The following is a 26948-nucleotide window of genomic DNA, read 5'->3' on the forward strand; positions in this document are numbered from 1 at the left end:
GACCCGACCGCGGCCGAATCGACCCGTCAGCCGCCGTAACCGTCGGGCGGTTCCGCCTTCACCGGTGGAGTGGCCACCGACGTCTCCAGCTCGCTGGGAGTCGTTGACTTCGTTACCGTTTCGCCGACGGAGGCGGCCGGCCTCGGCCCGATCACCGGCCCGATCACCGCACCGCTGATCGGAGCCTCTGTCACCATCGCCCCGAATGCCCCCATCACGGCGAGTGCGAGCGCACCCACACCGGCCATCGCGTACCTGGTCCGCTTGCTGCGTTCGTGTCCTGCCATACCGACTTACCTACCGGCAGGCGCGCGGCCGGTAAACCCGAAAGCCACCGTCCGGCATCCGGGAGTCTGCGTCGATCAGTGCGGTGTGGCAAACCCGGACGGCGTCGTCGCCGAGACCGTCGGCGAGGCGTTCGGAATCTCCGGAGTCGTCGGCGCCGTGGTCGGGGTGACGGTCTGTCCTGTGGTGATGTCAGGCGGCTCGACCCGGTGCTGGGCCCCGGTGAGGCCACCGCCCAGCGCGACGCCGAACGCCACGGTGGCTAACCCGCCGATCGCGCCGACCCCGGCCGAGACCAACTTCAGATTTCGTTGATTGTTTTCCTTCGCTTTACGCAATGAGCTCACCTCCGAGACGACGGATAGCCGTCCCGGTCGAAGCTGAAACCGCTCAATGCGTCGTGGCGAATCCTTGCGGTGGAGTGTTGCCCTTGAGCGCAGGCACCGCCATCGAGATCGCCGGCACGCTCGGCGGCGTCGTCTCCGTGACGGTCTGCCCCAGGTTCATGTGGGATCCCGAGGCCACTGCGGCGGAATCGCCGCCCACATGCATGTCGGTGACCGCGCCGAAGACGCCCAGAGCCACCACTGCCGCACCACCGGCAGCCGCAGCGATCACCTTGATGTCCTTGAGTTCGCTGACTTTCATGGATTTGAGTGAACGCCTGATTTCTATGCCCACGATGTGAACCAGCTGCCAATCGCCGCCGGGCGCTGACCGGCTTTGCCTGCTCGCTGTTTTACCCTGTGTGCCATGCAGCCGTGGGCGGGGACAACCGGATGACGCGCTTTCTGGCGCGCCGGCTGCTCAACTACATCGTGTTGCTGGCCCTGGCCTCGTTCCTGACGTTCGCACTGACGTCGCTGAACTTCAAACCCCTCGACAGCCTGGAACAGCGCAACCCTCGGCCCCCGCAGTCCACGATCGACGCGAAGGCCGCCGAGCTCGGTCTCGACAAGCCGATTCCGCTGCGCTATGTGGACTGGGCCGCCGGGGCGGTTCGCGGCGACTTCGGCACCACGGTCACCGGCCAGCCGGTCGCCGACGAACTGTGGCGGCGCATCGGCGTGACGCTGCGGTTGCTGGTCATCGGCGCCATCTCGGGCGCCGTGATCGGTGTGGTGGTCGGTGCCTGGGGCGCGATCCGCCAGTACCGGCTGTCGGACCGCGTGATCACCGTCTTGTCGCTGCTGGTGATCAGCACGCCGTCGTTCGTGATCGCCAACATGCTGATCCTGGCCGCGCTCAACGTGAATTCGATCCTGGGCGTGCAGATCTTCGAGTACACCGGGGAGACGGCGCCGGTGCCCGTCGGCGGGCCGTGGGCGCAGTTCGTCGACCGATTGCAGCACCTCGTGTTGCCGACGCTCACGCTGGCCCTGATGGCGATCGCCGGCTACAGCCGCTACCAACGCAACGCCATGCTCGATGTCCTCGGGCAGGACTTCATCCGCACCGCGCGGGCCAAGGGCCTGACCCGGCGCCGGGCCCTGTTCAAACATGGACTGCGGACCGCGCTCATCCCGATGGCCACCCTGTTCGCCTACGGCGTGGCCGGGTTGGTCACCGGCTCGGTGTTCGTCGAGAAGATCTTCGGCTGGCACGGCATGGGCGAATGGGTGGTGCAGGGCATCGCCACCCAGGACACCAACATCATCGCGGCCATCACGGTGTTCACCGGCACGGTGATCCTGGTCGCCGGTCTGCTCTCCGACGTCATCTATGCGGTACTGGACCCGAGGGTGCGGGTGACATGACACAGACTTCCGGCACGACCGGCGAGGCGAGCGCAGCCCGTTCGGGACTGCACACCGAGGAATTCGCCACGCGGCGCACCCTGGTGTTCCGCCGGTTCCTGCGCAACTGGCCCGCGGTCATCTCGCTGGCCCTGTTGATCGTCATGTTCGTGGCCTGCTACGCGGTGCCGCCACTGCTTCCCTACAACTACTCCGATCTCGACTACTACGCGCTGCAGACCCCGCCGTCACTCGACCACTGGTTCGGCACCAACGCCCTGGGGCAGGACATCTTCGCCCAAACCCTGCGCGGCATGCAGAAATCCATGCTGATCGGGGTGTGCGTGGCGTTCATCTCGACCATCATCGCCGCCACGGTCGGTTCGATCGCCGGGTATTTCGGCGGCTGGCGTGACCGCACCCTGATGTGGATCGTCGACGTGCTGCTGGTGGTACCCAGCTTCATCCTGATCGCGATCGTCACGCCGCGATTGAGCCAGTCGGACCGGGTGTTCTGGCTGATCGTGTTGCTCTCGGCGTTCAGCTGGATGATCAGCTCCCGCATCGTGCGCGGGATGACGCTGAGCCTGCGGGAACGCGAATTCGTGTTGGCCGCCCGGTATATGGGCGTCAGCAACCGGCGCATCATCGTGCGCCACATCCTGCCCAACGTGGCCTCGATCCTGATCATCGACACCGCACTCAACGTCGGTCTGGCGATCCTGGCCGAAACCGGTTTGAGCTTCCTGGGATTCGGCATCCAGGCGCCCGATGTCTCGCTGGGCACGTTGATCGCCGACGGCACCAAATCCGCCACCACGTTCCCCTGGGTGTTCCTGTTCCCGGCCGGGGTGCTGGTTTTGATCATCCTGTGCGCCAACCTCGTCGGTGACGGCTTGCGCGACGCACTCGATCCCGGCAGCGGCAGGCTGCGGCGCAGGAGGTCACGCCGATGACCCGACTGCTCGAAGTATCCGATCTGCGGGTGGACTTCCCCACCGACACCGGTGCCGTCCATGCGGTGCGGGGGCTGAACTTTCACGTCGACGCCGGCGAAGTGGTCGCCCTGGTGGGCGAATCCGGGGCCGGGAAATCGGCCGGCGCCATGGCTGTCGTCGGGCTGCTGCCCGAGTTCGCCGAGGTCTCCGGATCGGTGCGGCTGCGCGGCGAGGAACTGCTCGGGCGCTCCGACGCCCAGCTGTCACAGGTCCGCGGCAACACGATCGGCACGGTGTTCCAGGATCCGATGTCCGCGCTCACGCCGGTCTACACCGTCGGCGACCAGATCGCCGAGGCGCTCGAAACCCACAACCGCGACCTGAGCCGGCGTGCGGCACGCAGCCGTGCGGTCGAGCTCCTCGATCTGGTCGGCATCGCCCAACCCCAGCAGCGGGCCCGCGCCTTCCCGCACGAGCTCTCCGGCGGGGAACGCCAGCGCGTGGTCATCGCCATCGCCATCGCCAACGACCCCGACCTGCTGATCTGCGACGAGCCCACCACCGCGCTGGATGTCACGGTGCAGGCGCAGATTCTCGACGTGCTCAAGACCGCCCGTGACGTCACCGGGGCCGGGGTGCTGATCATCACCCACGACCTGGGCGTCGTGGCCGAGTTCGCCGACCGGTCGCTGGTGATGTACGCCGGCCGGGCCGTCGAGGATGCCCCGGTGGCCCGGCTGTACGAGCAGGCCCGGATGCCCTACACCGTCGGGCTGCTCGGTTCGGTTCCCCGTCTGGACGCCCCGCAGGGCACCCGGCTCGTGCCGATCCCGGGTGCACCGCCGTCGCTGACCACGACACCGCACGGCTGCCCGTTCGCGCCGCGCTGCCCGCTGGCGATCGATGAGTGCGAGGCAGGAGAACCCGACCTCATCGAGCTGGCACCCGACCACCACGCCGCCTGCATCCGCACCGAGCAGGTCGCCGGCCGCAGCGCGGCCGACATCTACCACGTGAGCGACGCGGCCCCACCGCCCACGCCGCGCGACGACGCCCCGGTGGTGCTGCGGGTGCGCGAGTTGTCCAAGACCTACAAGCTGACCAAAGGTGTGGTGCTGCGTCGTCAGGTCGGCGAGGTCCGGGCCGTCGACAAGGTCAGCTTCGACTTGCACAGCGGCCGCACGCTCGGCATCGTCGGTGAATCCGGATCGGGCAAGTCCACCACGCTGCACCAGATCCTGAATCTGACTGCGCCGCAATCTGGTTCGATCGAGGTGCTCGGGTCCGACGTGGCCACGCTGAACCGTAGGGCCCGTCGGGGGCTGCGCACCGACCTGCAGGTGGTGTTCCAGGACCCGGTGGCCTCGCTGGACCCGCGGTTACCGGTGTCGGACGTGTTGGCAGAGCCGTTGGCGGCCAACGGTTTCGACAAACCCCGTATCGACGATCGGGTGGCCGAACTCCTCGAGCTGGTGGGCCTGCGCCGCGCCGATGCCGGCCGCTACCCGGCGGAGTTCTCCGGTGGCCAGAAACAGCGCATCGGGATCGCCCGCGCACTGGCCCTGCAGCCGAAGATCATCGCGCTCGACGAACCGGTCTCCGCGCTGGACGTCTCGATTCAGGCCGGGATCATCAACCTGTTGCTGGATCTGCAGGACCGGTTCGGCCTGGCCTATCTGTTCGTGTCCCATGACCTGTCGGTGGTCAAGCACCTGGCCCACGACGTCGCCGTGATGTACAAGGGCGCGGTGGTCGAACAAGGCTCCGGTGACGCGGTGTTCACCGATCCGCAGCACGCGTACACCCGCCGGTTGCTGGCCGCGGTGCCGCAGGCCAGACCGCACCCCGGGCCCGCCGCCGGTTAGGTATTGCCGCATCCGAGGGGTAGCTGCCTCTAGCATCGACGGAATGAACGGGTTGAAGGTGTTCAAGCTCCAGCGGTTCGCCGTCGTCACGGCGATCACCGCACTCGCGCTGGCCGGCTGTTCGGGCGGCGATCGGGAAGCCCCCTCGGCCGGCGGTAACGCCGAGGTCGGCAGCACCAACGACATCAACCCACAGGATGTGGCGAACCTGCGCCAAGGCGGCAATCTGCGGCTGGCCCTGACGGAGTTCCCGTCGAACTTCAACCCGCTGCACATCGACGGCAACACCGGCGACGTCGGCTCGATCACCAAGCCGACACTGCCGCGGGCCTTCGTCATCGCCGCCGACGGGTCGGCGACGGTGAACACCGACTACTTCACCAACGTCGAACTGACGGGCACCAACCCCCAGGTAGTCACCTACACGATCAATCCCAAGGCGGTGTGGTCCGACGGCACCCCGATCACCTGGGAGGACATCAAATCCCAGGCCGAGGCCAACAGCGGAAAGAACCCGGCGTTCATCATCGCCGCGCCCAACGGCTTCGAGCGGGTGGCCTCGGTGACCCGCGGCGTCGACGACCGCCAGGCCGTGATGACCTTCGAGAAGCCCTACGCCGACTGGAAGGGCATGTTCGCCGGTAACGGTCGGCTACTGCCCAAGAGCATGACGGCCACGCCCGAAGCCTTCAACAAGGCGCAGCTCAGCCAGCCCGGGCCATCGGCCGGCCCGTTCCTGGTGTCCAACGTCGACCGGGGCGCCCAGCGGATCACGTTGAGCCGCAACCCCAAATGGTGGGGCACCCCGCCGCTACTGGACACCATCACCTTCCTGGTGCTCGATGACGCCGCGCGGATCCCGGCACTGCAGAACAACACCATCGACGCCACCGGCACCGCATCCCTGGACGAGCTGACGATCGCCCGCAAGACCGCGGGGATCAGCATCCGGCGGGCGCCGTCGGCCAGCTGGTATCACCTGACGTTCAACGGTGCCCCCGGCTCGATCCTGGCCGACCCGGCCTTGCGCCGCGCAGTCGCCAAGGGCATCGACCGTCAGGCGATCGCCAACATCACCCAGCGGGGTCTCACCGACAACCCGGTACCGCTGAACAACCACATCTACGTCGCGGGCCAGCAGGGCTATCAGGACAACGCCGCCTCGGTGGCCTTCGACCCGGATCAGGCCAGGGCCGAGCTGGACGCGCTGGGCTGGAAAGTGCCCGAAGGACAGCAGTTCCGGAAGAAGGACGGCAAGGAACTGGTCATCCGCAACGTGTTCTATGACGCCGGCAGCACCCGGCAGGTGGCCCAGATCGCGCAGAACATGCTGGGCCAGATCGGGGTGAACCTGCAGCTCGACACGAAACCGGGCACCGGGTTCTTCAGCAACTACATCATCAAGGGCGACTTCGACATTGCCCAGTTCGCCTTTCTCGGTGACGCATTCCCGTTGAGCTCGCTGACCCAGATCTACGCCCAGGACGGGGCCAGCAACTTCGGAAAGATCGGCAGCCCGGAGATCGACGCCAAGATCGAGCAGACACTGGAGGAGCTGGATCCGGCCAAGGCGCGCACGCTGGCCAACGAACTCGACACGATGCTGTTCGACGAGGTGTTCAGCCTTCCGCTGTTCCAGTCCCCCGGCAACGTCGCCGTGCGCAGCAACCTGGCCAACTTCGGGGCCTTCGGCCTGGCCGACGCCGATTACACGAAGATCGGCTTCCTCAAGTAGCCGAACGTGACCGCCTCCACCGCGATGGCCACCGAGATCGCGCGGACCGCCGTGCGGACGACGGCGCGCGCCGGTAGGGCGTCGAGTTCGGCGGCGACAGCCGAAAGTTGTTCGCCCGCACCTTCCTTCACGGCTCGGATCACCGCGAAGGCGGCACGCTCGCGGGTGTCGAGCACGCTGTGGACCACCGTCGGCATCCGGACCAGTACTGCCGCCGGGACCAGCTGCGCGATCCGTTCGGCGATGGCCGGCGGGGTGGTGAGGTCGCGGCCGCCGGACAGCACGACGGTGGGCCAGTCGAAGCCCGGTAGCTCGGCCGTCAGGTCGAAGGGCTCGGCCTCGAACGGTTCGTAGAACTTCGCGCTGCCGATCATGTCGGCCATGTCCAGGGCAGGATCCAAGGGCAGACCGTCGGGCACTCCGGCATAGTTCAACTCGCGGAAGGCGATCCGCCCGACCAGATCGACTTCGTTGCGGTACGGCGCTTTCCGTGTCGAGAGCCCGCTCAGGCGGCGCAGCGCCGACCACACCACGGTGCGTCCGCGCAACAACAGGTCGAGTTGGCGGTCCAGCAGCGCGGCACCGCCGAAACCGTAGAGCAGGCCGATCAGTTCCCCACCCTTGGCCGCCAGTGTCCCCTCGGCCACCAGTCGGCGGACCTTCGGCGCCAGCGCCGCGGTCTCGGGGTCGTTTCCCTCCCACAACAGGCCCCGGATGGCGGCGCGCATGGCCTCGATGTCGGCCGTGGACAGCACCGGCGAGTCCAGTACCATCGCCGCCACCCGGTCGCGGTGGCGCACCCCGAATCCCGCGGCCAGGTAACTGCCGTACGAGGTGCCGTAGACCATCGCCTGGTGCACACCGGCGTCGTCGAGCACGGCGGCGATGTCGTCGATCACCTGTTCGACGGTGATGGCCGCCGGTGGCAGATCCGCGCCGGCGTCCGTGTGCCGTGACATTCCGACGCCCCGGTGCTCGATCATGATCACGTCGAACCCGGCGGCGGCCGCTCGCCGGCGCAACGCACGGTACGGCTGGATCGATGCGACACCGGGACCGCCGGGGATGAGCACGACGGGCTGCGCCGACTTGCGCCCGGTGCGCACGTAGAACAGGTCGAACTGCTCGTCAGAACCAGGGCTGACCGGGCGTCGCACCGCCCGAACCCCCGGCAGCGCGGCCAGCCTGTCGTGCACTCGCCTGCGCTTGGCGTTCATGGTCATCGCGCTCCATTGTGCCGCGCCCGGCTCAGATCAGATAGATCGTGAGGACCGCACCGAACAGCACCACCAGCCAGCCGTCGGTGGCCAGTTTGAGCCACCTCGGCGCGGTACGGACCTCCATGAACTGCCTGATGATCAGCCGGGCCTTGACCAGCGTCAGCGCCAGCACCAGCACGGTGATCGGCACACTGGCCGCCAGGGTGGCCGAGTACTGGGCCGGGGCCAGCCACCACGAGCCGACGGTGATGGCGACCAGCACCAGCCAGGTCTGGGTCACAGCTCTCTCGGTCATGATCACCTCACCACGTAGAGCAGGCCGAAGATGATCACCCAGAGCAGGTCGACCATGTGCCAGTAGATCGCGCTCGATTCCACCACCGAGGCCCGGCGACGCGACGGGTTGCGCAGCTCCCGCACGATGACGCCCAGCACGATCAACCCGATCAACACGTGGACCAGGTGGACGCCGGTGAGCACGTAATAGAACGAGTAGAACATCTCGGAGTTGGTATGCCCGGCCTGGATTTTGACCATCCACTCATAGCCCTTGCAGACCATGAACAACACACCGCCGACGCCGCCGGCGTAAGTGAGCCGGATGGCCGCCTCGTGCCGGCCGGCCCTGGCGGCCAGCACGGCGCGGGCCACAAGCCACGAACTGGTCAGCAGGATCACCGTGTTGAGCACCCCGATGTTGATGTCGAGATGCTGTTGGGCCCGCAGGAATTCGTCCGGCTGCATGGTGCGGTAGATCATGAACACGATGAAGTAGCCACCGAAGATGACCAGATCACCGAGCACCATCACCCACATGTGCCCATCGCCGGGCAGGTGGGACGACGCCGTCTTGACGGGCGGATCTTGTTGTGTCACCACAGGATTGCTCGACATTGTCCGCCTCACTCCGGCCCCGGCTCGTCTACCGATTCACGTACGGCCGCCTGCCGCAGCAGCACGATCAGCGCCGACAGCCAGACCGAGAACACCACCACCGCCCACCAGAACGCGATCGAGCCGTTCCAGGCAAACGGCCCGGACTCGAACACGAACATCTGGGTGGCGATCACCTCGGTGATGATCTGCCAGATGGTCACGTAGGCGAACCAGGCCGGGAAGATCTGGTTCTTGTCGTAGAGGATGGCGATCGCGAACACCAGGTAGGCGGCCGTGAAGCAACCCAAAGAGCCGTTGTAGGACAGCATTCCGAGGTCATAGAGCAGGCTGATCAGCTCGGGGTCGCGGTCGGGCCGGAAGGCCGCGGTGAGGAAGCAGACCGAGACCAGGAGAAACCCCGGCAGCGCACCCACGCTCATGCCGCCGATGTAGCCGTACGCGAACACCGAACCGACCGACATGCGTTTGATCTGGTACGCCACCAGACCGTTGGTCATGGCCGCACCACCCAGCAGGATCAACAGCAGGCAGAACCCGATCTTGATGGTGACGCCGTGCTCGGTGAAGAACGCCACCTTGTCGGCTGCGGTGACATCGGGGCGCGGCGGCGGTGTCACCCGGGTCAGGATGCAGATGATGACGCCGAACGCGCCGTACCACAGCGGGAAGAACCACGTCATCAACCGCACATCGGGCTTGCCCGGCGGCGTTTCACCTCTGGCGAGGGTGCGTGGACCGGGGGTCAGCACGCTCACGCGGGCACCTCCGGGGCGGTCACGCCCTCTTGGACGGCCTGCCGGAGCACCGCGCGCCGCAGGACGAAGAACATCACAATGACGAAGAGCGCGAAGGCTCCGTTGCGAAGCCAGAAGGACAGTAGACCGTCCCAGGCCAGCGGCCCCGTCTGGAACACCGCCGCACCCGCGGCCGGAACCATGGCGATGGCGGTGGCCAGCGAGTAATGACCCACCCAACGGGGAAACACCGGGTCCGGCCCGTTGTCGAAGTAGACCGCGACCGCGAGCAACGCGAACTGCGAGACCACCATGCCCACCGGCGCCACGAACACGATCCAGGCCAGGTCGTTGAGCAACATCACCAGCTCGGGATTACGGCCGGGCCGGAACGCGGCGACCAGGAAGAACACGTTGGACAGCGCGAAGATGGTGGCACCGCTGACCACTGCGGTCAGATAGCAGTACGCGAAGACGTGGCTCTGGGTCTTCATGCGCTTCATCTGCACCACGATCACCATGAAGAACGGCAGGATCAGGATTCCGCACAGGTTGAACGTCACCTGGCTGAACCGAATCCACGCCGTGTGATCGGCATAGAACCCGGCCACCTGCTGGGCACTCCACGTCGGCGACATCGGCGGCCAGAAGCCGGGGAACGCCACGAACGCCGCCAGCAGGACGACGCCGACCGCCGGCCCGGTCCACAAACTCACCCACTGCGCCTTGATATTGCCGGCTTTCGGCAGGTCTTGGACCTGCTCCAGGATCTGCACTCCCCACCTCCAAAACTGACTTCAGTCAGAAGAAGTCTTTGTTGAAACCGTAACGCCCACTGGCGACATTGGAAAGAGTCAATCTGAGTACAGTCAGTTTTTGAATGTCGTAACATCGGGCTGTGCTGAAGGCTCAGTCGCCACCACCGCGCAGCCGCAAGGGTCAGCAGACCCGGGAACGGTTACTCGGGGCCGCGGTCGCCGAGTTCAAACGCGGGGGCATGGCCGCGGCCGATACTGCCGCGATCGCCTCGGCCGCCGGCGTCGCCCACGGCACGTTCTTCTTCCACTTCCCCACCAAGGAACACGTCCTGGTGGAACTCGAACAGCGCGAAGAGGCCCGCATGGCCGCCGAGCTCCTCCGCTTCTTCGACCAACCGCACGACGTCGGGGCCACCCTGGCCGAATCGGTGCGCATGCTCGAGAAACTGGAACGGCGCCTCGGCCGGCCGTTGTTCAAAGACTTTCTGGCCCTGCACTTCTCCACCACCCGGCCACCCACCGAGGAATGGGCGCACCATCCGGTGCTCGTCGCGTTGGTCGAAGAGCTCCAGCGCGCCAAAGAGGCCGGAGAGATCCCCGACGAGGTGGACGTGCTGCACAATGGCGCGTCGTTCTTCGCCGGGCTCTACGCGCTGCTGATCACCATCCCCGACGCACCGGAGGTCCGGGCCCCGGTCATCAAGGAGTACCTGACCACCTACCTCTACGGCATGCGGGTCAGAGGCTTCGGTTCGGCCTGATCCAAATGCGTGCCTGTGGGTAGCGCCTGCGGATACAACGGTGCCATGACCACCGTCGAGAAAATCACCCACGTGTTGCCCGGAACGCCGGAGTGGGATGCTCTGCTGGCCTCGATCGCCTCGGGCGCCAAAGACCGTGACCGCAACGATGAGAATCCGTTCGATCAGGTCGCCGCACTGAAACGGGCCGGGTTCGGCACCCTGCGGCTGCCCGAGTCCCTCGGCGGAGCCGGATTCACCGTGCCGCAGCTGTTTTCGACGGTCATCGACGTGGCCAAGGCCGATCCGATCGTGGCCCACATCTTCCGGACCCACTTCTGGTTCACCGAGGAACGGCTGCGCACCGCAGGCGATCCGGTGTCGGCGCGCTGGCTGGGCAAGATCGCCGAGGGCAAGATTTTCGGTAATGCGTTCAGCGAGAAGGGTTCCCTGGCGGTCGGCAGCCTGGTGTTCAACACCCGGCTGCTGGCGGACCCGGCGGGCTCGGGCTTCCGGCTGAACGGCGAGAAGTACTACAGCACCGGGACGCTGTTCTCGGACTATCTGACGGTGACGGCCACCACCGACCACGACTCGGTGGCCAGTGTCCTGGTGCCCACCGACCGCGACGGCGTCCGGCTGGTCGACGACTGGGACGGATTCGGCCAGCGCCGCACCGGAACCGGCACCACGACGTTCACCGATGTCGCGGTCGCCGCCGACGAGGTGCTCTCCGACACCCCCTACGATGCCGATCCGGTGCCGACGGTCCAGTACGCCTCACTGCAACTGTTCATTCACGCGGTGGTGGCCGGGATTCTGGCCAATGTCGTCGACGACGGTGTGGCCCTGTTGCGTTCGCGCGAACGCAACTTCAGCCATGCCGTGACCGAGCGGCCCACCGACGATCCCTTGTTGCAGCGGCAGCTCGGCGTGCTGGCCAGCACCGCCTACGTGGCCCGCGCCGCGGTTCTCGACGCGGCTGCGGCCATCGGCGCGGCCACCGACTCCGAGGTCGACGGCGTGCCCGATGCCCGTCTGGCCGAAGAGGCCCAGCTCAAGGTCGCCAAGGTGAAAGTGCACCTCGACGATGTCGCCCCCGAGGCGGCCACGCGGCTGCTCGAGCTCGGCGGGGCCAGCGCGGCCAGCCGGCAGCGCAACCTCGACCGGCATTGGCGCAACATCCGCACCATCACCCTGCACAACCCGGTTGCTTACAAGGCCCGGGTAATCGGTCAGAATCTGTTGCAGGGCACGCCAGTTCCGGCCAACGCCTACTTCTGAGTCGAGGCCGGCCGGTCAGGCGGTCAGGGCGATGTGGTGGGCGCCCTGCACACTGGCGTAACGCTCAGGGCTGCAGGTCAACACGATCACCTGGCCGTCCCCGCCGACCGCGTCGAACACCGCACCCATCTTGGTCAACCGGTCGGGGTCGGTGAAACCGAGGGCGTCGTCGATGATCACCGGGACGCTGTCCTCCTTGGCCACCATCGTGGCACCGGCCAGCCGTGCCACGATGGCCAACTGCTCCTTGGCACCACCGGACAGTGACTCGTAGGGCACGGTCCGTCCGGACACAGTGCGGGTGCAGATGTTGAGGTTGCTGTCGACCTCCACCTCGAAGTCCTCGCCGAACACCAAGCGGCCCAGGCGTTGCACTTCGAGGCGGAACGGATCGGCGTAGCGCTGTCGGGTGGCATCGCGGTGCCGCGCCATCACCGAGCGCAGCGTCTCGGCGGCGCGGGCGCGGCGGTGTACCCGCAGATATTCGGTGTGGGCGTGCTCCCGTTCGGTCTCGGCAGCGTCGAGGTGCCCCTTACGCCCTTGCGTGCCGTACACCTTGAGTTGCGCGGCCACCTCCCGCAGCCCCTCGACCGCGGCGTCGTGCCGGACAACCGACAGATCGGCCCGGCGCACCGCCGCCTCCAGGGCAGCGTTCACCGAGTCCGGTGGGGTGGCCGACAATTCGGTACGCAGCGCAGCGACCCGGCCGGCGGTGGCAGTGGCCTCGTCATCGGCGGCCTGGGCCTTGATGGCCAAAGCCTCGTCGGCGACCACGGCCCGCGCTGCCTCAAGGCGTCCCTTGCAGACCGTCAACTCCGCCTGCGCCGAAGTGAGCTTCTCACGCATCCCACTGAGGCGGTTGGACTTCTCCGACAGCTTCTGGGCGGCCGCGACGAGCATCTTGCGACTGGTCTCACTGTCCGCCACCGCCTGACGGTGCCGGGCCACCGCGGCGTCGAGTTCAGCCCGGGCCGCAGCGGTGTCGGTGGGGCCGGCCAGTTCGAACAGCGCCGCCTCGTCGGGCTGGGTTTCACGCAACCGGGCCAGCCGGGACCGTAGGTCTGCCAGCTGATCCTCGCCGGTGAGTGCATCGACGGTGGCACTCAGCCGGTCGCGGCTGCCGAGCAGTTCGCGACGACGGGTGTCCAGTGCACGGGCGACGTCCACATCGTCAGTGCCGGACGCAGTCAGCGCGGCCGCCAGCGTCGCCTGCGCCTCGTCGAGACGGGCCTGAGTCTGCGCGGCCGGAGTGCCGGGCACCACCCGCACCGTGAGTATCCCCGGCAGATCGATCTCGGTGTCGGCGGTGGTGTGGACCGACCACGGCCGGCCCGCCTCCAGGGTGACCCGGGCGTCGTCCACCCGTACATCGAGACCCTCTACTGCCACGAGATCGATTCGCGCCGAGGCGAGTTCGGCCTGCCCGGCGGCGCGCTCCACGGCGAGTGCCGCCGCCTCGATGGCCCGCATCCCGGCGTCATCGAGGGATATCCCGGCCAGTTCGCGATTGACCCGGTCCAGATCACGCACCGCGGCGTCGATCTTGCTCAGCCGCGCCGCCAGCCGGTCGGCTTCGTCCCGGTCGGTCATGCGCGTCAGCGTGGTGCGGGCCGCCTCCACCCGGTCCGCATGTTCGTCGGCGGCCACCCGCGCCTGCTCGGCCGCCGCCTCGGCCGCCTCGTGAACCGCACGTGCCGTGGTGGTTTCATCCTCGGCCAGGCCCAACGTGGCCTGCAGCTCGGCGATGGACGTCACGCGCTCGTCGACCTCGGCGCGCAACCGTCGGCGCTCGGTGAGCGCGTCGGCGGCGGCACACTGCGCCACCCGTGCGGCCTCGGCGACAACCTCGGCTTCTTTGAGCCGTTGCACCACGGCGGCGACCTCGTCGGCGGCCTTACGGGCCGTCCCGAGAGCGGCCTGGGCCTGCTCGCGCTCGGTGGCCAAACCGGTGACCTCGATACTGAGTTCGGCATGCCGGCGCACCGCGTCGTCGACCTCGGCCACCGCGGCCGCGCACTGCGCCACCGCGTCGTCGGCGGCGGCGAGCCGCTTGGTTACCGCGGCCCACTCGCCGGTCGCCCGGCCGGTGGCGGTGAAGTAGCGCAGATACTCCGCGTCGATGCGCTCGATCAGCAGCGGCTCGTCACCGGACAGCGTGACCGCCTCACCGGCCGCCACGTCCAACGCCCGGGCCAGGGCATCCGAACCGGACAGGTCGACCGGGGCGGTCGAAGAGGCCTGCAACACCCGCTGGGCCTGCCACAGGCTGGTGTCCACGGTTTCGCCGAGCATGGCCAGTACCCGCTCGTGCGCCTGGTCGCCGCTGAGCTGCTCGCGCACCGGCGCCAGCACGGTCAGCTGGGTTTCGGCTTTCTTGTGGAAGCGTTTGCGGTACATGAATCGATAAGGGCCGGTGGAGATTTCGGCCATGACCTCGGCGCCGACGTCAGCGTGGGTGGGCTTGACCTGCTTGACTTCCTTCTTGCCCGAGCGGTCCTTGGCCTCCAGCAGCAGATCGAGCGCCTCGATCATCGAGGACTTGCCGATCTCGTTGGCGCCACTGACCACCACCACACCGTGGTCGGGGAACTCGATCTCACGGTGGCTGACGCCGCGATAATTGGTCAGGACCAGGCGGTGCAGTTTCATGCCGCCGCCCCCCGGTCCACCAAGCGCAGCAACAGACCCAATGCCGCGCGGGCATCGTCGGCCGCGGCGCCTTCGGAGCGCGCCGTGGCCACCAACTCGTCCACCGCGGCCGCCGCGAACCCGCCGATACCGAGGTCGTCGAACTCCCCGTCGGCGGGTAGCACCGCGATCTCGGTGTGTCGTTCCCACACGGTCAGCGCCGCGAACAACCGCGCGTACTTTTCCAGGCAGGCATCCAGCGCCGCCTTGTCGGTCACGGTCAGCGAGCCCGTCAACGCCAGACGCACCACGGTGCATTCCTTGTCGGACAACAGGTCCAGGTTGATGTCGAGATCGGCGATGTCGCGGTCGGTGTCCACCGGCCGGCGCAGCGTGACGAACCGCCACCGGCCCACACGTTCGGAATCGACCCGAACGGCGCGTTGTGGATCGTCCTCGTCGATGTCGACCACCAGCACATGACCCGGGTCGGATTCGATGTCGTCATAGTTGGTCACCTCAGGCGAGCCCGAGTACCACACCCGGCCGGTCGAGCCGACCTCGGTACGAGAGTGCTTGTCGCCCAAGGCCACATAGTGGACGGCGCCACGGGCCAGCGCGTCCTCCACGGCGGCCAGCCGGATCAACGACGGCTTGCCCTTGTCCGGGTCGAGAATGTCGACGCCGCCGTGGCCGACCAGAACCCGGGTGACCCCGTCGGCCGGCAGCTCGGCCAGCACATCACCGACCAGGTCGGTGGTCGGCGCCTTGGACCGCCACGGCGCGGCCACGATCTGCAGGCCGGGGCGCACGTCGAACACGCCGGCGCGATCGAGCACCACGACATTGTCCGGGCACTCTGCGGTGAACAAAGCGCTGGTGTAGACCGAGGCCGCGTCGAGCGGATCATGGTTGCCGGGCAAGAGGTACACCGGCACCCCGATGCCGCGCATGGCCTCCAGCGACACGCTGACCTCACGCGGAGCCAACTGGTTGTGCTCGAACACATCCCCGGACACCACGACGAACTCGGCACCGGAGGCCGCCGCGACCGCACCGAGCGCCGAAACCGCCTCGCGGCGGGCGGCCGCATAACGTGGCTGGGCTTCCCCGTCACCGGCGCTGAGGAAGTGACGGGTCATGCCGAGTTGCCAATCGGCGGTGTGCAGGAAACGCATCGGCCCCGGCCCCTCCATGTCCATTTCTCGGTCCGTTTCTCGGCAATCCATCTTCCGAGCAAGGCGAGTGTAGGACTGGCCGCCGACAAGTCCGGGGACCTGCGGCGGCATGCCCTAACCTCGATGAGATGGCCCACTCGACCAGCCCGTTCAGAACCCTGCTGCTGATGCGCCATGCCAAGTCCGACTACCCGGACGGGGTGGCCGACCATGACCGGCCGTTGGCCGCGCGCGGCATCAGGGAGGCGGCGTTGGCCGGGGACTGGATCCGGGCCAACGTCGCCGCGGTGGACGCCGTGTTGTGCTCGACGGCGACCCGGACCCGCCAGACCTTGGCACGCACCGGCATCGATGCGCCCGTGCAGTACGCCGAGCGGATCTACGACGCCAGGCCGGGTACCGTCATCGACGAAATCAACGGGGTGTCGTCACGTTTCGGTAGCGAGCCGTCGACAGTGCTGGTGATCGGTCACGAGCCGGCCATGTCGGCGGTCGCGCTCGGACTGTCCGATGGATCCAATATCGCTGCAGCGGAGAGCATTTCGCTGAAGTTTCCGACCTCGGCGATCGTCGTGCTGCACGTCGACGGGCCCTGGGACACCCTCGCGCTCGGCGGCGCGAGGCTGGCCCGATTCCACATACCTCGCTAAGAGTTGGTGGCCAGCGTCAGTTCCATCAGCTTGGTGGCCATCGGACAGGCATCGATGCCGGGCGCCTGGGGATTGACCCACCAGCCCACCACGCCCGCCGCGTCACTGGCCACACCGCAGGCCCCATTGAGCCCGTTGGGCTTCATGATGATCGAATCGACGCCGGCGATGCGGCGTTGTTCGATCCCGTACTGCAGCTTCTCGGCGGTCTGACGTTCGTTGTCCAGGCTGCCCTGCTCGTACCAGAACCGGGTGATGTCGACCAGCCCGCCCGGGTTGGCCGCCTGCCAGCGACAGACCGCGCCGACGAACGTGCTCTGGATGTCCAGCGGGTCCGCGCCCACCGTCTTGGCCAGGATGTCCGTGGTCAGGACATCGCACTCCTTGAGAAGGTTGGGATACGTCTTCTCGGAGTTGTTGTTGCTGGGCCCGCCGCCGGCACCTTCCTTGGCCGCGGTGCCGTCCACGGTGCGGGAGCAGCCGGTCAGCCCGACGAACAGGGCCAATGCGGCCATGACTGCTGCGACTGGGCGGTGCGCGCTCATTTGGAGTTCACAATCGACTGGCGGGTCAGCTCCTTGGCCACCTCGCACGGATCCGGATACGGCTTCTGGTCGAAGCTCACCGACCACTCGATGAAGTCGTCATCGAACTGGATTCCGATCTCACAGAGGTTGACGTCGCCGGCCTTCAGGGGGTTCTCCCCGATCGCGATGAAACCGCCGTGGCCCTCGATGTTGATGTCCTCCACGCTGGTCCGCGACAGTTCCTCGGTCTTGCGTTCCCGGCCGATCGGGCTGCCCCGGAACCAGGTGAACGAGAAGTGGGGTCCCAGGATGCTGCCGCCCTGCAACCACTGACACCCCGAGGAGTTGGTCGCGGTGTTGACCAGCCCCTGGACCTCGGTCAACTGGGTGACAGTCTCATCGGTCACCCCACCGCACTGAGGAAAGTGGGGGCCATGCTTGATGTCACCGCCGGCACTCGGTGACTGGGTTTGCGGAACCTCTGGGGACGCGGGCTCGTCGGTCGAGCACCCGGCGAACACCGGAATCATGGCCGCAGCCAGGACCGCCAAGGCTCTGGCGTGGGTGATTCGTGGCATGGTGGCCGTGCGGACAGTCACGTCATGCACTGTAGCGGCAGCATCTGAGCCTGTTCGAGACATACCTATTGACCTGGACTTTCGTCGTGTCGACACGACAGCGGCGGCGCGCCGGACGACATCGGCAGGTGTGCGAGAGTTACCAGATGCTCAGGGCGCTGCTGCGACAGTACGTGCGGCCGTACCGGCGGCTGCTCGCGGTTGTCGCGGCGCTGCAGGTGATCAGTACCCTGGCCTCGCTGTACCTGCCCACGGTCAACGCGGCCATCATCGACGACGGGGTGGCCAAAGGCGACACCCGCCGCATCGTCGAACTCGGCGGGGTGATGCTGGCGGTCACCGGGTTGCAGGTGGCGTGCGCCATCGGGGCGGTGTTCTTCGGCTCGCGCGCGGCGATGGGTTTCGGGCGCGACCTCCGCTCGGCGATCTTCGGTCACGTCATCACGTTCTCGGCCGAGGAGACCGGCCGGTTTGGCACCCCGTCGCTGTTGACCCGCACCACCAACGACGTCGGGCAGATCCAACAACTGCTGCAGATGACCGCCACCATCCTGATTACCGCGCCGATCATGTCGGTCGGCGGAATCCTGATGGCGCTGCACCAGGACGCCGGGCTGTCTTGGCTGCTGTTGGTCAGTGTGCCGATGCTGGCGCTGGCCAACTACTGGATCATCAGACACCTGATGCCGATCTTCCGTCGCATGCAGCGGTTGATCGACGGGATCAATCGGGTACTGCGCGATCAACTGTCGGGGATCAGGGTGATCCGGGCGTTCGCCCGAGAACCGGTCGAACAAACCCGGTTCGCCGAGGCCAACGCGGCGCTGTCGACCACCGCGCTGGAAGCCGGGCAATGGCAGGCACTGATGCTTCCGGCCACCACACTGGTGATCAACGTCTCCAGCGTCGCGCTGATCTGGTTCGGCGGGCTTCGGATCGACGCGGGCCACATGCAGGTGGGTTCGCTGATCGCGTTTCTGGCCTACTTCATGCAGATTCTGATGTCGGTGTTGATGGCCACGGTCTTGGCGGTGATGTTCCCGCGTGCGTCGGTGTGCGCCGAGCGGATCGGCGGGGTGCTGACGGCCCAGCCGCGGATCGCCACCCCGGTGGCCCCCGTGCGCCCGGTGTCCATGGCCGGCGAGATCGTGTTCGACGACGCATCGTTCAGTTACCCCGGCGCCGACCGTCCGGTGCTGCAGCAGGTTTCATTGCACATCGCCCCCGGCACCACCACCGCCGTGGTCGGCTCCACGGGCTCAGGCAAATCCACCCTGCTCGCGATGATCTGCCGGTTCTACGACGTCACCTCCGGCGCAGTACGCATCGACGGCGTGGACGTCCGGGACCTCGAGCTGGAGCAGCTGTGGTCGGTGATCGGCCTGGTCCCCCAACGCGGTTATCTGTTCTCCGGGACCGTCGCCGAGAACCTGCGCTACGGCGCCGCGCCGGGCCAGGAGCTCACCGAGGCCCAGATGTGGACAGCGTTGCGGATCGCCGCGGCCGACGAGTTCGTCGCGGCCCACCCTGACGGGCTGGACCGTCCGGTGGCCCAGGGCGGCATCAATTTCTCCGGTGGCCAACGGCAACGGCTCGCGATCGCGCGCGCGGTGATCCGCCGGCCCGCGATCTACCTGTGCGACGACGCGTTCTCGGCCCTCGACGTGCAGACCGACGCCCGGGTGCGCGCCGCGCTGCGCGACGCGTCGGCCGACGCCACCGTCGTCATCGTGGCGCAACGCATCTCGACGGTTCTCGAGGCCGATCAGGTGGTCGTACTCGAAGACGGCCGCATCGTCGGCGTCGGCACCCACGAGTCCCTGCTCGTCGACTGCCCCACGTACGCCGAGTTCGCGGCGTCACAAGCCATCACGGCCGGAGACCCACGATGACCGGGCCCGTGCTACGCCGGTCCGGCACCCCGGCCCCGCCGGTCGAGCGCACCCGTGACTTCCGCGGTTCGGCCCTGCGGCTGCTCAAGCGCCTGATACCGCAACGGGGCCTGGCGATCTCGGTGGTGCTGCTCGGCGTGGCCGGCATCGCGATCGGGGTGATCGGGCCCCGGATCCTGGGACACGCGACGGATCTGTTGTTCAACGGGGTGATCGGGCGCGAGCTGCCGGCGGGGCTGACCAAGGAGCAGGCCGTCGCTGCGGCCCGGGCCCGCGGTGATACCACCTTCGCCGACCTGTTGTCCGGCATGGACGTGGTGCCGGGCCAGGGCGTGGACTTCGCCGCGGTGGCCCGCACGCTGGCCCTCGCGCTGGGTCTGTATCTGCTTGCCGCGGTGCTGGTCTGGCTACAGGCCAGATTGCTCAACGTTGCGGTGCAGCGGACCATGATCGCGTTGCGTTCCGAGGTCGAGGACAAACTGCACCGACTTCCGCTGTCCTATTTCGATTCCCGTCAACGCGGCGAGGTGCTCAGCCGGGTCACCAACGACATCGACAATGTCCAGGGCTCGGTGTCGATGTCCATCAGCCAGCTGTTGACCTCGGTACTGACGGTGTTCGCGGTGTTGGCGATGATGCTGACCATCTCGCCGCTGCTGGCGTTGCTGACGGTCCTCACCGTGCCGCTGTCGCTGTGGGTGATCCGGTGGATCACCCGGCGGTCGCAGCCGTTGTTCGTCGCGCAGTGGCGCAACACCGGCCGGTTGGCGGCCCATGTCGAGGAGACCTACAGCGGTTTCACCATCGTCAAGACCTTCGGGCACCGGCAGGCCGCTCAGCAGCGTTTCGACGAGCTCAACGAGGAGGTCTACCGCTCCAGTATCGGAGCCCAGTTCTTCTCGGGTCTGGTGGGGCCCGCGACGAGTTTCATCGGCAATCTCGGCTATGTGGCCGTCGCCGTGGTGGGCGGACTGCAGGTGGCCACGGGCCAGATCACGCTCGGCAGCATCCAGGCCTTCATCCAATACGTGCGGCAGTTCAACCAGCCGCTGAGCCAGCTGGCCGGGATGTACAACACACTGCAGTCCGGGATCGCCAGCGCGGAACGGGTTTTCGATCTGCTCGACGCCGACGAGCAATCCCTCGAACCGGCTGCCGCACTGCAGATCCGCAGCGGCCGGGTGGAATTCGACCGGGTGAGCTTCGGCTACCTGCCGGACACCCCGGTGATCGAAGACCTCTCGCTGGTGGCCGAACCGGGAACCACCGTGGCGATCGTCGGCCCGACCGGTGCCGGCAAGACCACGTGCGTGAACCTGCTGATGCGGTTCTATGACGTCGATTCGGGCCGCATCCTGATCGATGGCGTGGACATCTCCACGGTGAGCCGCCAGTCACTGCGGTCCTCGATCGGCATGGTGCTGCAGGACACCTGGCTGTTCGGCGGCACGATCTACGACAACATCGCCTACGGCCGGGCCGATGCGACAGAAGACGAGGTGATCCAGGCGGCCCGGGCGGCGTACGTGGACCGGTTTGTGCACACGCTGCCGGACGGCTACGCCACCCGCGTCGACGACGACGGCGGCGCCATCAGTGCCGGTGAGAAGCAGTTGATCACCATTGCCCGGGCCGTGCTGGCCCGGCCGCGGGTGCTGGTGCTCGACGAGGCCACCAGTGCGGTGGATACCCGCACCGAGCTGCTGATCCAGCGCGCGATGGCCGAGCTGCGCCGGGACCGGACGAGTTTCATCATCGCCCACCGGCTTTCGACGATCCGGGATGCCGACCTGATCCTGGTCATGGATGCCGGCCGGATCATCGAGCGCGGCACCCATGAAGAGCTCATGACCCGCCATGGCCGGTATTGGGAGATGACGCGGGTTTAGTTCCCCAAAGCCGTTACAAATTGTAGTGTCGGTGTAATGACGACCAGTACCGTGCACACCTTCTGCCGGTACTGCCTGGCCTCCTGCGGCCTCGAGGTGACCGTCCAGGACAACCGGGCGGTCAAGATCGCCGCCGACAAACTCAACCCACACACCTGGGGTGATTTCTGCGCGAAGGGTCGCACCGCCGCCCAGGTGGTGGAGCATCCGCGGCGCATCCTTGCACCGATGCGCCGGGTCGGCGACAAGTACGTCGAGGCGAGCTGGGACGAGGCGATCAGCGATATCGCCCGACGGATGAACCGCATCATCGACGACGGCGGACCGGATGCGGTGGCCGCCTATTACGGCAACCCCGCCGGGTACTCCTCGTCCAATTTGGTGTTCATGAACGCCTGGCTGGATGCGGTCGGCACGTACAACCGCTATGCGGTCGGATCGGTGGACCAGAACGCGCTGCACGTGGTCGCCGAGGCCATGTACGGCTCACCGCTGATGGTGCCGGTGTCCGACGTCGACAACTGTGATTACTTTCTGATCGTCGGCGCCAATCCCGCTGTCAGCGCCTGGAATTGGGTGGAGTCGGTACCGGGCGGCTGGCGACGGGCGTTGGCCCGGCAGAAGCAGGGGGCCCGCATCGTCGTGGTGGACCCGCTGGCCACCGAGAGCGCGCAAGCCGCCGATCTGCATCTGTCGGTCCGACCGGGACAGGATTGGGCACTGCTGCTCGCGATGGTCAAGGTGATCCTCGACGAAGGGCGGGAACACCGCGCCGACTGTGCCGAGCTGGCCACCGGGGTGCAGCCCCTTCGCGTCCTGACCGCCGCCGCCGACCTCGAGGACCTGGCCGCCCGCTGCGACATCGACCGAGCCACCATCGAACGCGTGGCCCGTGAATTCGCCTCGGCGCCACGGGCGATGGTCATCACCCGCACCGGCGTCTCGCTGCACGCCGCCGGGACCGTGGCCGAATGGCTGGGCCACGTGCTCAACCTCGTCACCGGGCGGATGGATCGCCCGGGCGGGCGCCGCTTCGAGCCGGGTTACGTCGACACCCTGAGACTGGCCGGGCTGGCCGCCACCCGCCCGCACACCAGCCGGCTCGCCGGGCGCGAGCTGGTGGCCGGAGCACACGCACTGGCCGAGCTGCCTGACGAGATCACCACCCCGGGACGCGGCCAGATCCGCGCGCTGGTGATCAACTCCGGCAACCCAGTGGTCTCCGGGCCGGACGGCGGCCGGCTCGATGCCGCGCTGGCTCAGCTGGATCTTCTGGTGGCCATCGACCTGGTGCAGCGCGAGAGCCACCGGCACGCACACTGGCTGCTGCCCGCGGTGCACTGGCTGGAACGTGACGATCTACTGGCCTTCACCAGCGGCATGCACGACGAGCCATATGTGCAGTACGGCGCGAGAGCCGTCGAACCGCCCGACGATGCACGCGAGGAGTGGCGGATCTTCACCGATCTGGCACTGGCCATGCGCCGTCCGTTGTTCGGCGCCAGGGGATTCAACGGGTTCGTCCGTGCCACCCGATGGCTGGCGGCACACACTCGGTGGCCGGGCCTGGAGTTCGGACCGCACTGGATGGACCGGCTGATCATCCTGGCCTCGCGAAAAGTCGACGGCCACAAGCTGCGCTGGCGCGAGCTCAAGGCGCACCCACACGGTCTGGTGCTCGGGCCGCGGCGGTTCGGCCGGTTCCGCGATGCCTTGCGGACGCCGGACCGCAAGGTTCAGGCGGCGCCGGCACAGTTCCTGGTCCGCGCCCGAGAGTTGCTCGAGTCTGCGGCTCCTGTTGCCCCGGAGGGGTTTCCGTTCGTACTGGGCAACCGGCGGCGGCGCCATTCGATGAATTCGTGGCTCAACGAAGTGCCGGGTCTGCATCCCGGCGGCAAGGACAACGAGCTGCTGATGCACCCCGAGGATGCTGCGGCCCTGGGCATCGCGGCGAGCGATCGGGTGCGGGTGTTCTCCCCGACCGGCCAGCTGGAGGTGACGGCCACCCTCAGCGACCGGCCCCGCCGCGGCGTCGTCGTCCTCGACCATGGCTGGGGCTCAAGAGTATTCGACCCGCAGCACGGCGGGGCTCCGCAATCGTACGGCGTGAACCGCAACCTGCTGGCCAACCGCGAATCGATCGATCCGTTGTCGCAGACCTCGGCGCTGGGCTCGGTCTACGTCGGGGTCGAGCGGATCTAGACACCGGGCCCTTCGGCACGCAGATCGTCGACGGCTTTCATGGCGTCGCGCAGCTTGTCCAGCCACTCCTCGGTGTGCTGACCGACCAGGCGCACCGACCACGCCAACGCGTCCGAACGCGACCGGGCCACGCCGGCGTCGACGAGGGTGTCGAGCACCAGCCGTTCGGGTTGCCTGAGCCGGGTCATCACCGGTACGGCGATGTGGGTGAACAGGATTCGTTCGGTGCCGCCGTCCTCTGTCCCGATCTCCACACCCCAGGAGACCTTGCGGCCGAACCGGTCCTGCGCCTCGTCGGCGATGCGCATCCGTTCGGCACGCGTCTCTTCCCGGAACCGCGACGCCCGGCCGGAGGCCCGGGCCTTTGTCTCGGCCTCTTCCGCGTCGGGAAGTCGGCCGATGACGGTGATCTCTTCACGGTCGACGATCACGGTCGGGTCGTCGACGAACCAGGCATCGGGCAATCGGCCCGCGAACCATTCGGCGGCCTCGTTCGCGGACCGGCGATGGTGTTGATGTTTTGTCATGATTACATGATTACACCGTTACACCGCAGATGGGACGGCGTTCACCACCGGCGAACCCCAAATTCTGGCTTGGCGGTTCAGTTGCGCTTGAGCAGCAGCGCGGCGCCACCGGCCAGCACCAGCGCGACCAGCAGCAGCCCGGCCCAACCCGGGCCCGCGATCCACCACACGGCGCCCAGCGCGACGATCGCCGGCGACACCGCGAACAGCACCATGCCGGGGTGCTGCCTCAAGACCGCGAGAGCGCCCTGGGCACGGATCGGGTCGATTTCCTTTGCCATGGCACCAAGAATGCCAGGGCATATCGGGTTGCCACTAGGGTCGATCCCCGAAACCCGATCCGAGGAGTGATTGTGAACGGACCCACCCCGCCCGGCTGGTTGCCCGATCCCGAAGGCCGCTACGAATACCGCTGGTGGGACGGGCGCTCGTGGACCGATCAGGTGTCCCATCAAGGACAGCCCGGCCGGGCACCGCTCGGGGGCCAACCGCAACAGGCGCAAGCCCACGCCCAAGCGCAGGGCGACGGATTCGCCGGGATCAGTGGGGATCTGGTCGACGGCCGGTTCAGCGAGAAAGAGGCGACTCCGATCGCCAATCAGAACAAGAAGATGCTGCGGGTCCGCCTGGGCGAACCGTTCATGGCCCGCCAGGGTTCCATGGTCGCCTACCAGGGCAACGTCGACTTCGCCTTCGAGGGCGGCGGCGCCTCGAAGTTCATCAAGAAGGCGCTGACCGGTGAAGGCCTGCCGCTGATGCGCTGCCAGGGACAGGGTGACGTGTTCCTGGCCGATCAGGGATTCGACGTCCACCTGCTACAGCTGTCCAACTCCGGACTGTCGGTCAGCGGCAAGAACGTGCTGGCGTTCTCGTCGAGTCTGGACTGGAACATCGAGCGGGTCCGCGGTGGCAGTATCGCCACCGGCGGCCTGTTCAACACCACCCTGCGCGGCAACGGATGGGTGGCGTTGACCACCGACGGCCCACCGGTGGTGCTCGACGCCTCCGAGGCCCCGACGTTCGCCGACACCAACGCCGTGGTGGCCTGGTCGGCTCATCTGCAGACTCAGCTCAAGACCAGTTTCAAGGCAGGCGCGCTGATCGGCCGGGGCTCTGGCGAAGCGTTGCAGGTTGCGTTCCACGGCAACGGCTTCGTGATCGTCCAGCCGTCGGAGGGTGTGACGGTCCCGATGCAGTGAGTGACGCGCTCGGCGCCAACTTCCCACCGTCGCGCATCAACACGTAGAGCGCCACCGCGGACACCAGACCGATCGCCGTGAGGCCCAGCCACACCAGTTCGGCCAGGCCCGCGGTGCGCGCCGCACCGATCAGCGAACCGGTGGCCAGGTTGCCCAGCAGGATCCCGATGCCCACGACGGTGTTGTAGAAGCCGTAGTGGGTCGCGACCAGCCGACCGCCCGAAAGGGCGACAACGGTGTCCATCTCGAACGGGAACACCGCGGCCGAACCGAGCGCCAGCAACGCCGACGAACCGATGAGGGCGGCCACCGCCGCGGCGGTCCCGAATCGGTCTCCGTCGGGCACCACGGCCATCGGCGCGAAGGCCGCCGCGAGCACCAGCACGCCGACCACCAGGCTGCGACGCGGCCCCCAGCGATCCGAAAACCACCGTGTGATGCGGAGCTGACCGCCCACGGCGATCAGACCGGACGTCACGAACACGGCTGCCACCAACACGGTTTCGTCGCCCGGCCGCAGCGAAGCCGCGTGCAGCGGTAGCGCCAGATACACCTGGAAGGACAACACGTAGGACCCGATCATCGCCACCGCGAACAACACGAACCCACGGTTGGCGATGACACTTCGCCAGTCCTCGAGAACCGAACTACGCTCAGCCTCGGGCTCGGCCCGATGTCGCGGCAGGGCCAGCAACTGAGCCACGGTCAGTACCGCGAAGACCGCGGCGGCCACCGCCGCGGTAACCCGGAAATCGAAGGCCAGCAACGCCATTCCCACCAGCGGGCCCAGCAGGGTTCCGGCCTGGTAGAACACGTTGAACGTGGCGAAGGCCTCGACCCGCCGGTCACCGGCATCGGCGGCCAGATACGCCCGGACCGCGGGATTGAACAGTGCCCCGGCGAAACCCGTTGCGGCCGAGGCGATGAGCATCGCCGGAAGGGAGTCCGCCACGACCAACAGGACGAAGCCCGCGGTGCGCAGTAGGCAGCCGGCGACGATCAGGGGCTTGTACCCGAGCCGGTCGGCCAGGGTGCCGCCGACGATGAACATGCCCTGCTGCGAGAAGTTCCGGACGCCCAGCACCAAGCCCACTGCCCACGCCGCCAGGCCGAGGGGTCCGGCCAGATAGCCGGCCAGGTACGGCATCAGCATGTAGAAGCCGAGGTTGATGCCGAACTGGTTGACCATCAACAGCCGGCTGGGCATGTCGAAGCTGCGGAATTGCGTTATGAGCCCGCTCATCCGGCGACCGCCATCGGATCGGTGATGTTTTCGCAACGGGTCCACGACTGCACCACCCGATCGCCGGGGTGCCCGATGGTCCGCAGCGGTATTTCGACACGGTGTACAACGACGATTACTGCCGTGCGCTCGGCATCCTCGATCACCGTCCGGCCGACGAACCCGAGACCATCGGGCACCCCGGCGATCGGGTGGTGCAGTCGTGGACCCGTTGCGAAAACATCACCGATCCGATGGCGGTCG

General features: G+C 67.4%; 26 protein-coding genes and 1 pseudogene. 12 read left to right on the top strand and 15 right to left on the bottom strand.

Going from position 1 to position 26948, the window contains the following annotated elements:
• Positions 1-26 precede the first annotated feature (26 nt).
• From A5699_RS11315 to A5699_RS11325, 3 genes are all read right to left on the bottom strand, one after another.
• A complete protein-coding gene (locus A5699_RS11315) occupies positions 27-287 on the bottom strand; it encodes a hypothetical protein (RefSeq protein WP_067769217.1) in 261 nt (86 codons plus the stop codon).
• A 75-nt stretch (positions 288-362) separates the two neighbouring features.
• Positions 363-632 (bottom strand): hypothetical protein, encoded by a 270-nt coding sequence (locus A5699_RS11320; RefSeq protein ID WP_082957664.1) that lies wholly within the window; start codon positions 630-632, stop codon positions 363-365.
• Between the two features lie 43 nt (positions 633-675).
• Positions 676-933 carry a hypothetical protein gene (locus tag A5699_RS11325; RefSeq protein ID WP_067769221.1) on the bottom strand — a complete coding sequence of 86 codons (258 nt, stop codon included), beginning with the start codon at positions 931-933 and terminating at the stop codon, positions 676-678.
• A gap of 131 nt (positions 934-1064) precedes the next feature.
• Between A5699_RS11325 and A5699_RS11330 the strand changes: the two genes are divergently transcribed.
• The 4 genes from A5699_RS11330 to A5699_RS11345 are packed head-to-tail and all read left to right on the top strand — an operon-like array spanning position 1065 to position 6559.
• Positions 1065-2042: an ABC transporter permease gene (locus tag A5699_RS11330; protein ID WP_067769261.1), complete on the top strand. Its 978-nt coding sequence runs from the start codon at positions 1065-1067 to the stop codon at positions 2040-2042.
• Positions 2039-2977 carry an ABC transporter permease gene (locus A5699_RS11335; protein ID WP_067769223.1) on the top strand — a complete coding sequence of 313 codons (939 nt, stop codon included), beginning with the start codon at positions 2039-2041 and terminating at the stop codon, positions 2975-2977. The genes A5699_RS11330 and A5699_RS11335 overlap by 4 nt, the downstream gene beginning before the upstream one ends.
• A complete protein-coding gene (locus tag A5699_RS11340) occupies positions 2974-4824 on the top strand; it encodes an ABC transporter ATP-binding protein (RefSeq protein WP_067769226.1) in 1851 nt (616 codons plus the stop codon). The genes A5699_RS11335 and A5699_RS11340 overlap by 4 nt, the downstream gene beginning before the upstream one ends.
• A gap of 43 nt (positions 4825-4867) precedes the next feature.
• Positions 4868-6559 carry an ABC transporter family substrate-binding protein gene (locus tag A5699_RS11345; protein ID WP_067769228.1) on the top strand — a complete coding sequence of 564 codons (1692 nt, stop codon included), beginning with the start codon at positions 4868-4870 and terminating at the stop codon, positions 6557-6559.
• On the opposite strand, the gene A5699_RS11350 is transcribed toward A5699_RS11345, so the two are convergent.
• Genes A5699_RS11350 through A5699_RS11370 form a run of 5 tightly spaced genes read right to left on the bottom strand, consistent with a single transcriptional unit; the run spans position 6532 to position 10186 of the window.
• Positions 6532-7782 (bottom strand): alpha/beta fold hydrolase, encoded by a 1251-nt coding sequence (locus A5699_RS11350; RefSeq protein ID WP_067769230.1) that lies wholly within the window; start codon positions 7780-7782, stop codon positions 6532-6534. The two genes, A5699_RS11345 and A5699_RS11350, sit on opposite strands and share 28 nt — an antisense overlap.
• Before the next feature lie 25 nt (positions 7783-7807).
• Entirely contained in the window at positions 7808-8074 is a 267-nt protein-coding gene (locus A5699_RS11355) for a cytochrome C oxidase subunit IV family protein (RefSeq protein ID WP_067769263.1), read from the bottom strand.
• 2 nt (positions 8075-8076) lie between these two features.
• Positions 8077-8673 carry a cytochrome c oxidase subunit 3 gene (locus A5699_RS11360; RefSeq protein WP_067769232.1) on the bottom strand — a complete coding sequence of 199 codons (597 nt, stop codon included), beginning with the start codon at positions 8671-8673 and terminating at the stop codon, positions 8077-8079.
• An 8-nt stretch (positions 8674-8681) separates the two neighbouring features.
• Positions 8682-9431, bottom strand: coding sequence for a hypothetical protein (locus A5699_RS11365; protein ID WP_067769234.1), 750 nt, complete (start codon positions 9429-9431; stop codon positions 8682-8684).
• The gene (locus tag A5699_RS11370) at positions 9428-10186 is read right to left on the bottom strand and encodes a hypothetical protein (RefSeq protein WP_067769236.1); all 759 of its coding nucleotides are present in this window, start codon (positions 10184-10186) and stop codon (positions 9428-9430) included. The genes A5699_RS11365 and A5699_RS11370 overlap by 4 nt, the downstream gene beginning before the upstream one ends.
• A 122-nt stretch (positions 10187-10308) precedes the next feature.
• Here A5699_RS11370 and A5699_RS11375 point away from each other — a divergent pair, with 122 nt between their 5' ends.
• Together A5699_RS11375 and A5699_RS11380 are read left to right on the top strand one after the other, a co-directional pair.
• Positions 10309-10929 (top strand): TetR/AcrR family transcriptional regulator, encoded by a 621-nt coding sequence (locus A5699_RS11375; RefSeq protein ID WP_067769238.1) that lies wholly within the window; start codon positions 10309-10311, stop codon positions 10927-10929.
• 45 nt (positions 10930-10974) lie between these two features.
• Entirely contained in the window at positions 10975-12192 is a 1218-nt protein-coding gene (locus tag A5699_RS11380; RefSeq protein WP_067769265.1) for an acyl-CoA dehydrogenase family protein, read from the top strand.
• Positions 12193-12207: 15 nt separating this feature from the next.
• On the opposite strand, the gene A5699_RS11385 is transcribed toward A5699_RS11380, so the two are convergent.
• Positions 12208-14841, bottom strand: a complete 2634-nt coding sequence (locus A5699_RS11385; protein WP_067769240.1) for an AAA family ATPase — start codon at positions 14839-14841, stop codon at positions 12208-12210.
• Positions 14838-15998: an exonuclease SbcCD subunit D gene (locus A5699_RS11390; protein WP_067769267.1), complete on the bottom strand. Its 1161-nt coding sequence runs from the start codon at positions 15996-15998 to the stop codon at positions 14838-14840. The genes A5699_RS11385 and A5699_RS11390 overlap by 4 nt, the downstream gene beginning before the upstream one ends.
• A 128-nt stretch (positions 15999-16126) precedes the next feature.
• On the opposite strand from A5699_RS11390, the gene A5699_RS11395 reads away from it, so the two are divergent.
• Positions 16127-16648 carry a histidine phosphatase family protein gene (locus tag A5699_RS11395; protein WP_197508259.1) on the top strand — a complete coding sequence of 174 codons (522 nt, stop codon included), beginning with the start codon at positions 16127-16129 and terminating at the stop codon, positions 16646-16648.
• On the opposite strand, the gene A5699_RS11400 is transcribed toward A5699_RS11395, so the two are convergent.
• Both A5699_RS11400 and A5699_RS11405 read right to left on the bottom strand, forming a co-directional pair.
• Positions 16645-17193 (bottom strand): DUF3558 domain-containing protein, encoded by a 549-nt coding sequence (locus A5699_RS11400; protein WP_067769242.1) that lies wholly within the window; start codon positions 17191-17193, stop codon positions 16645-16647. The two genes, A5699_RS11395 and A5699_RS11400, sit on opposite strands and share 4 nt — an antisense overlap.
• Entirely contained in the window at positions 17190-17753 is a 564-nt protein-coding gene (locus A5699_RS11405; protein WP_067769271.1) for a DUF3558 domain-containing protein, read from the bottom strand. The genes A5699_RS11400 and A5699_RS11405 overlap by 4 nt, the downstream gene beginning before the upstream one ends.
• Positions 17754-17899: 146 nt before the next feature.
• On the opposite strand from A5699_RS11405, the gene A5699_RS11410 reads away from it, so the two are divergent.
• The 3 genes from A5699_RS11410 to A5699_RS11420 are packed head-to-tail and all read left to right on the top strand — an operon-like array spanning position 17900 to position 23736.
• On the top strand, positions 17900-19645 hold the full coding sequence (locus A5699_RS11410; RefSeq protein ID WP_067769273.1) for an ABC transporter ATP-binding protein: 1746 nt from the start codon (positions 17900-17902) through the stop codon (positions 19643-19645).
• Positions 19642-21534 carry an ABC transporter ATP-binding protein gene (locus A5699_RS11415; protein WP_067769245.1) on the top strand — a complete coding sequence of 631 codons (1893 nt, stop codon included), beginning with the start codon at positions 19642-19644 and terminating at the stop codon, positions 21532-21534. The genes A5699_RS11410 and A5699_RS11415 overlap by 4 nt, the downstream gene beginning before the upstream one ends.
• A gap of 36 nt (positions 21535-21570) precedes the next feature.
• The gene (locus tag A5699_RS11420; protein WP_067769247.1) at positions 21571-23736 is read left to right on the top strand and encodes a molybdopterin-dependent oxidoreductase; all 2166 of its coding nucleotides are present in this window, start codon (positions 21571-21573) and stop codon (positions 23734-23736) included.
• On the opposite strand, the gene A5699_RS11425 is transcribed toward A5699_RS11420, so the two are convergent.
• Both A5699_RS11425 and A5699_RS11430 read right to left on the bottom strand, forming a co-directional pair.
• A complete protein-coding gene (locus tag A5699_RS11425; protein ID WP_067769249.1) occupies positions 23733-24263 on the bottom strand; it encodes a hypothetical protein in 531 nt (176 codons plus the stop codon). The genes A5699_RS11420 and A5699_RS11425 overlap by 4 nt on opposite strands.
• Before the next feature lie 77 nt (positions 24264-24340).
• Complete coding sequence (locus tag A5699_RS11430) at positions 24341-24544, bottom strand: hypothetical protein (RefSeq protein ID WP_067769251.1); 204 nt, start codon at positions 24542-24544, stop codon at positions 24341-24343.
• A gap of 72 nt (positions 24545-24616) precedes the next feature.
• On the opposite strand from A5699_RS11430, the gene A5699_RS11435 reads away from it, so the two are divergent.
• Positions 24617-25462 carry an AIM24 family protein gene (locus A5699_RS11435; protein WP_067769275.1) on the top strand — a complete coding sequence of 282 codons (846 nt, stop codon included), beginning with the start codon at positions 24617-24619 and terminating at the stop codon, positions 25460-25462.
• Here A5699_RS11435 and A5699_RS11440 read toward each other — a convergent pair.
• Complete coding sequence (locus A5699_RS11440) at positions 25347-26705, bottom strand: MFS transporter (RefSeq protein WP_231965686.1); 1359 nt, start codon at positions 26703-26705, stop codon at positions 25347-25349. The genes A5699_RS11435 and A5699_RS11440 overlap by 116 nt on opposite strands.
• Before the next feature lie 71 nt (positions 26706-26776).
• Here A5699_RS11440 and A5699_RS29085 point away from each other — a divergent pair.
• Positions 26777-26948, top strand: a pseudogene (locus A5699_RS29085) (pyridoxal-5'-phosphate-dependent protein subunit beta); the annotation flags it as partial.

Source organism: Mycobacterium sp. E802 (assembly GCF_001666875.1).
In the GTDB taxonomy this organism is placed as follows: Bacteria; Actinomycetota; Actinomycetes; order Mycobacteriales; family Mycobacteriaceae; genus Mycobacterium.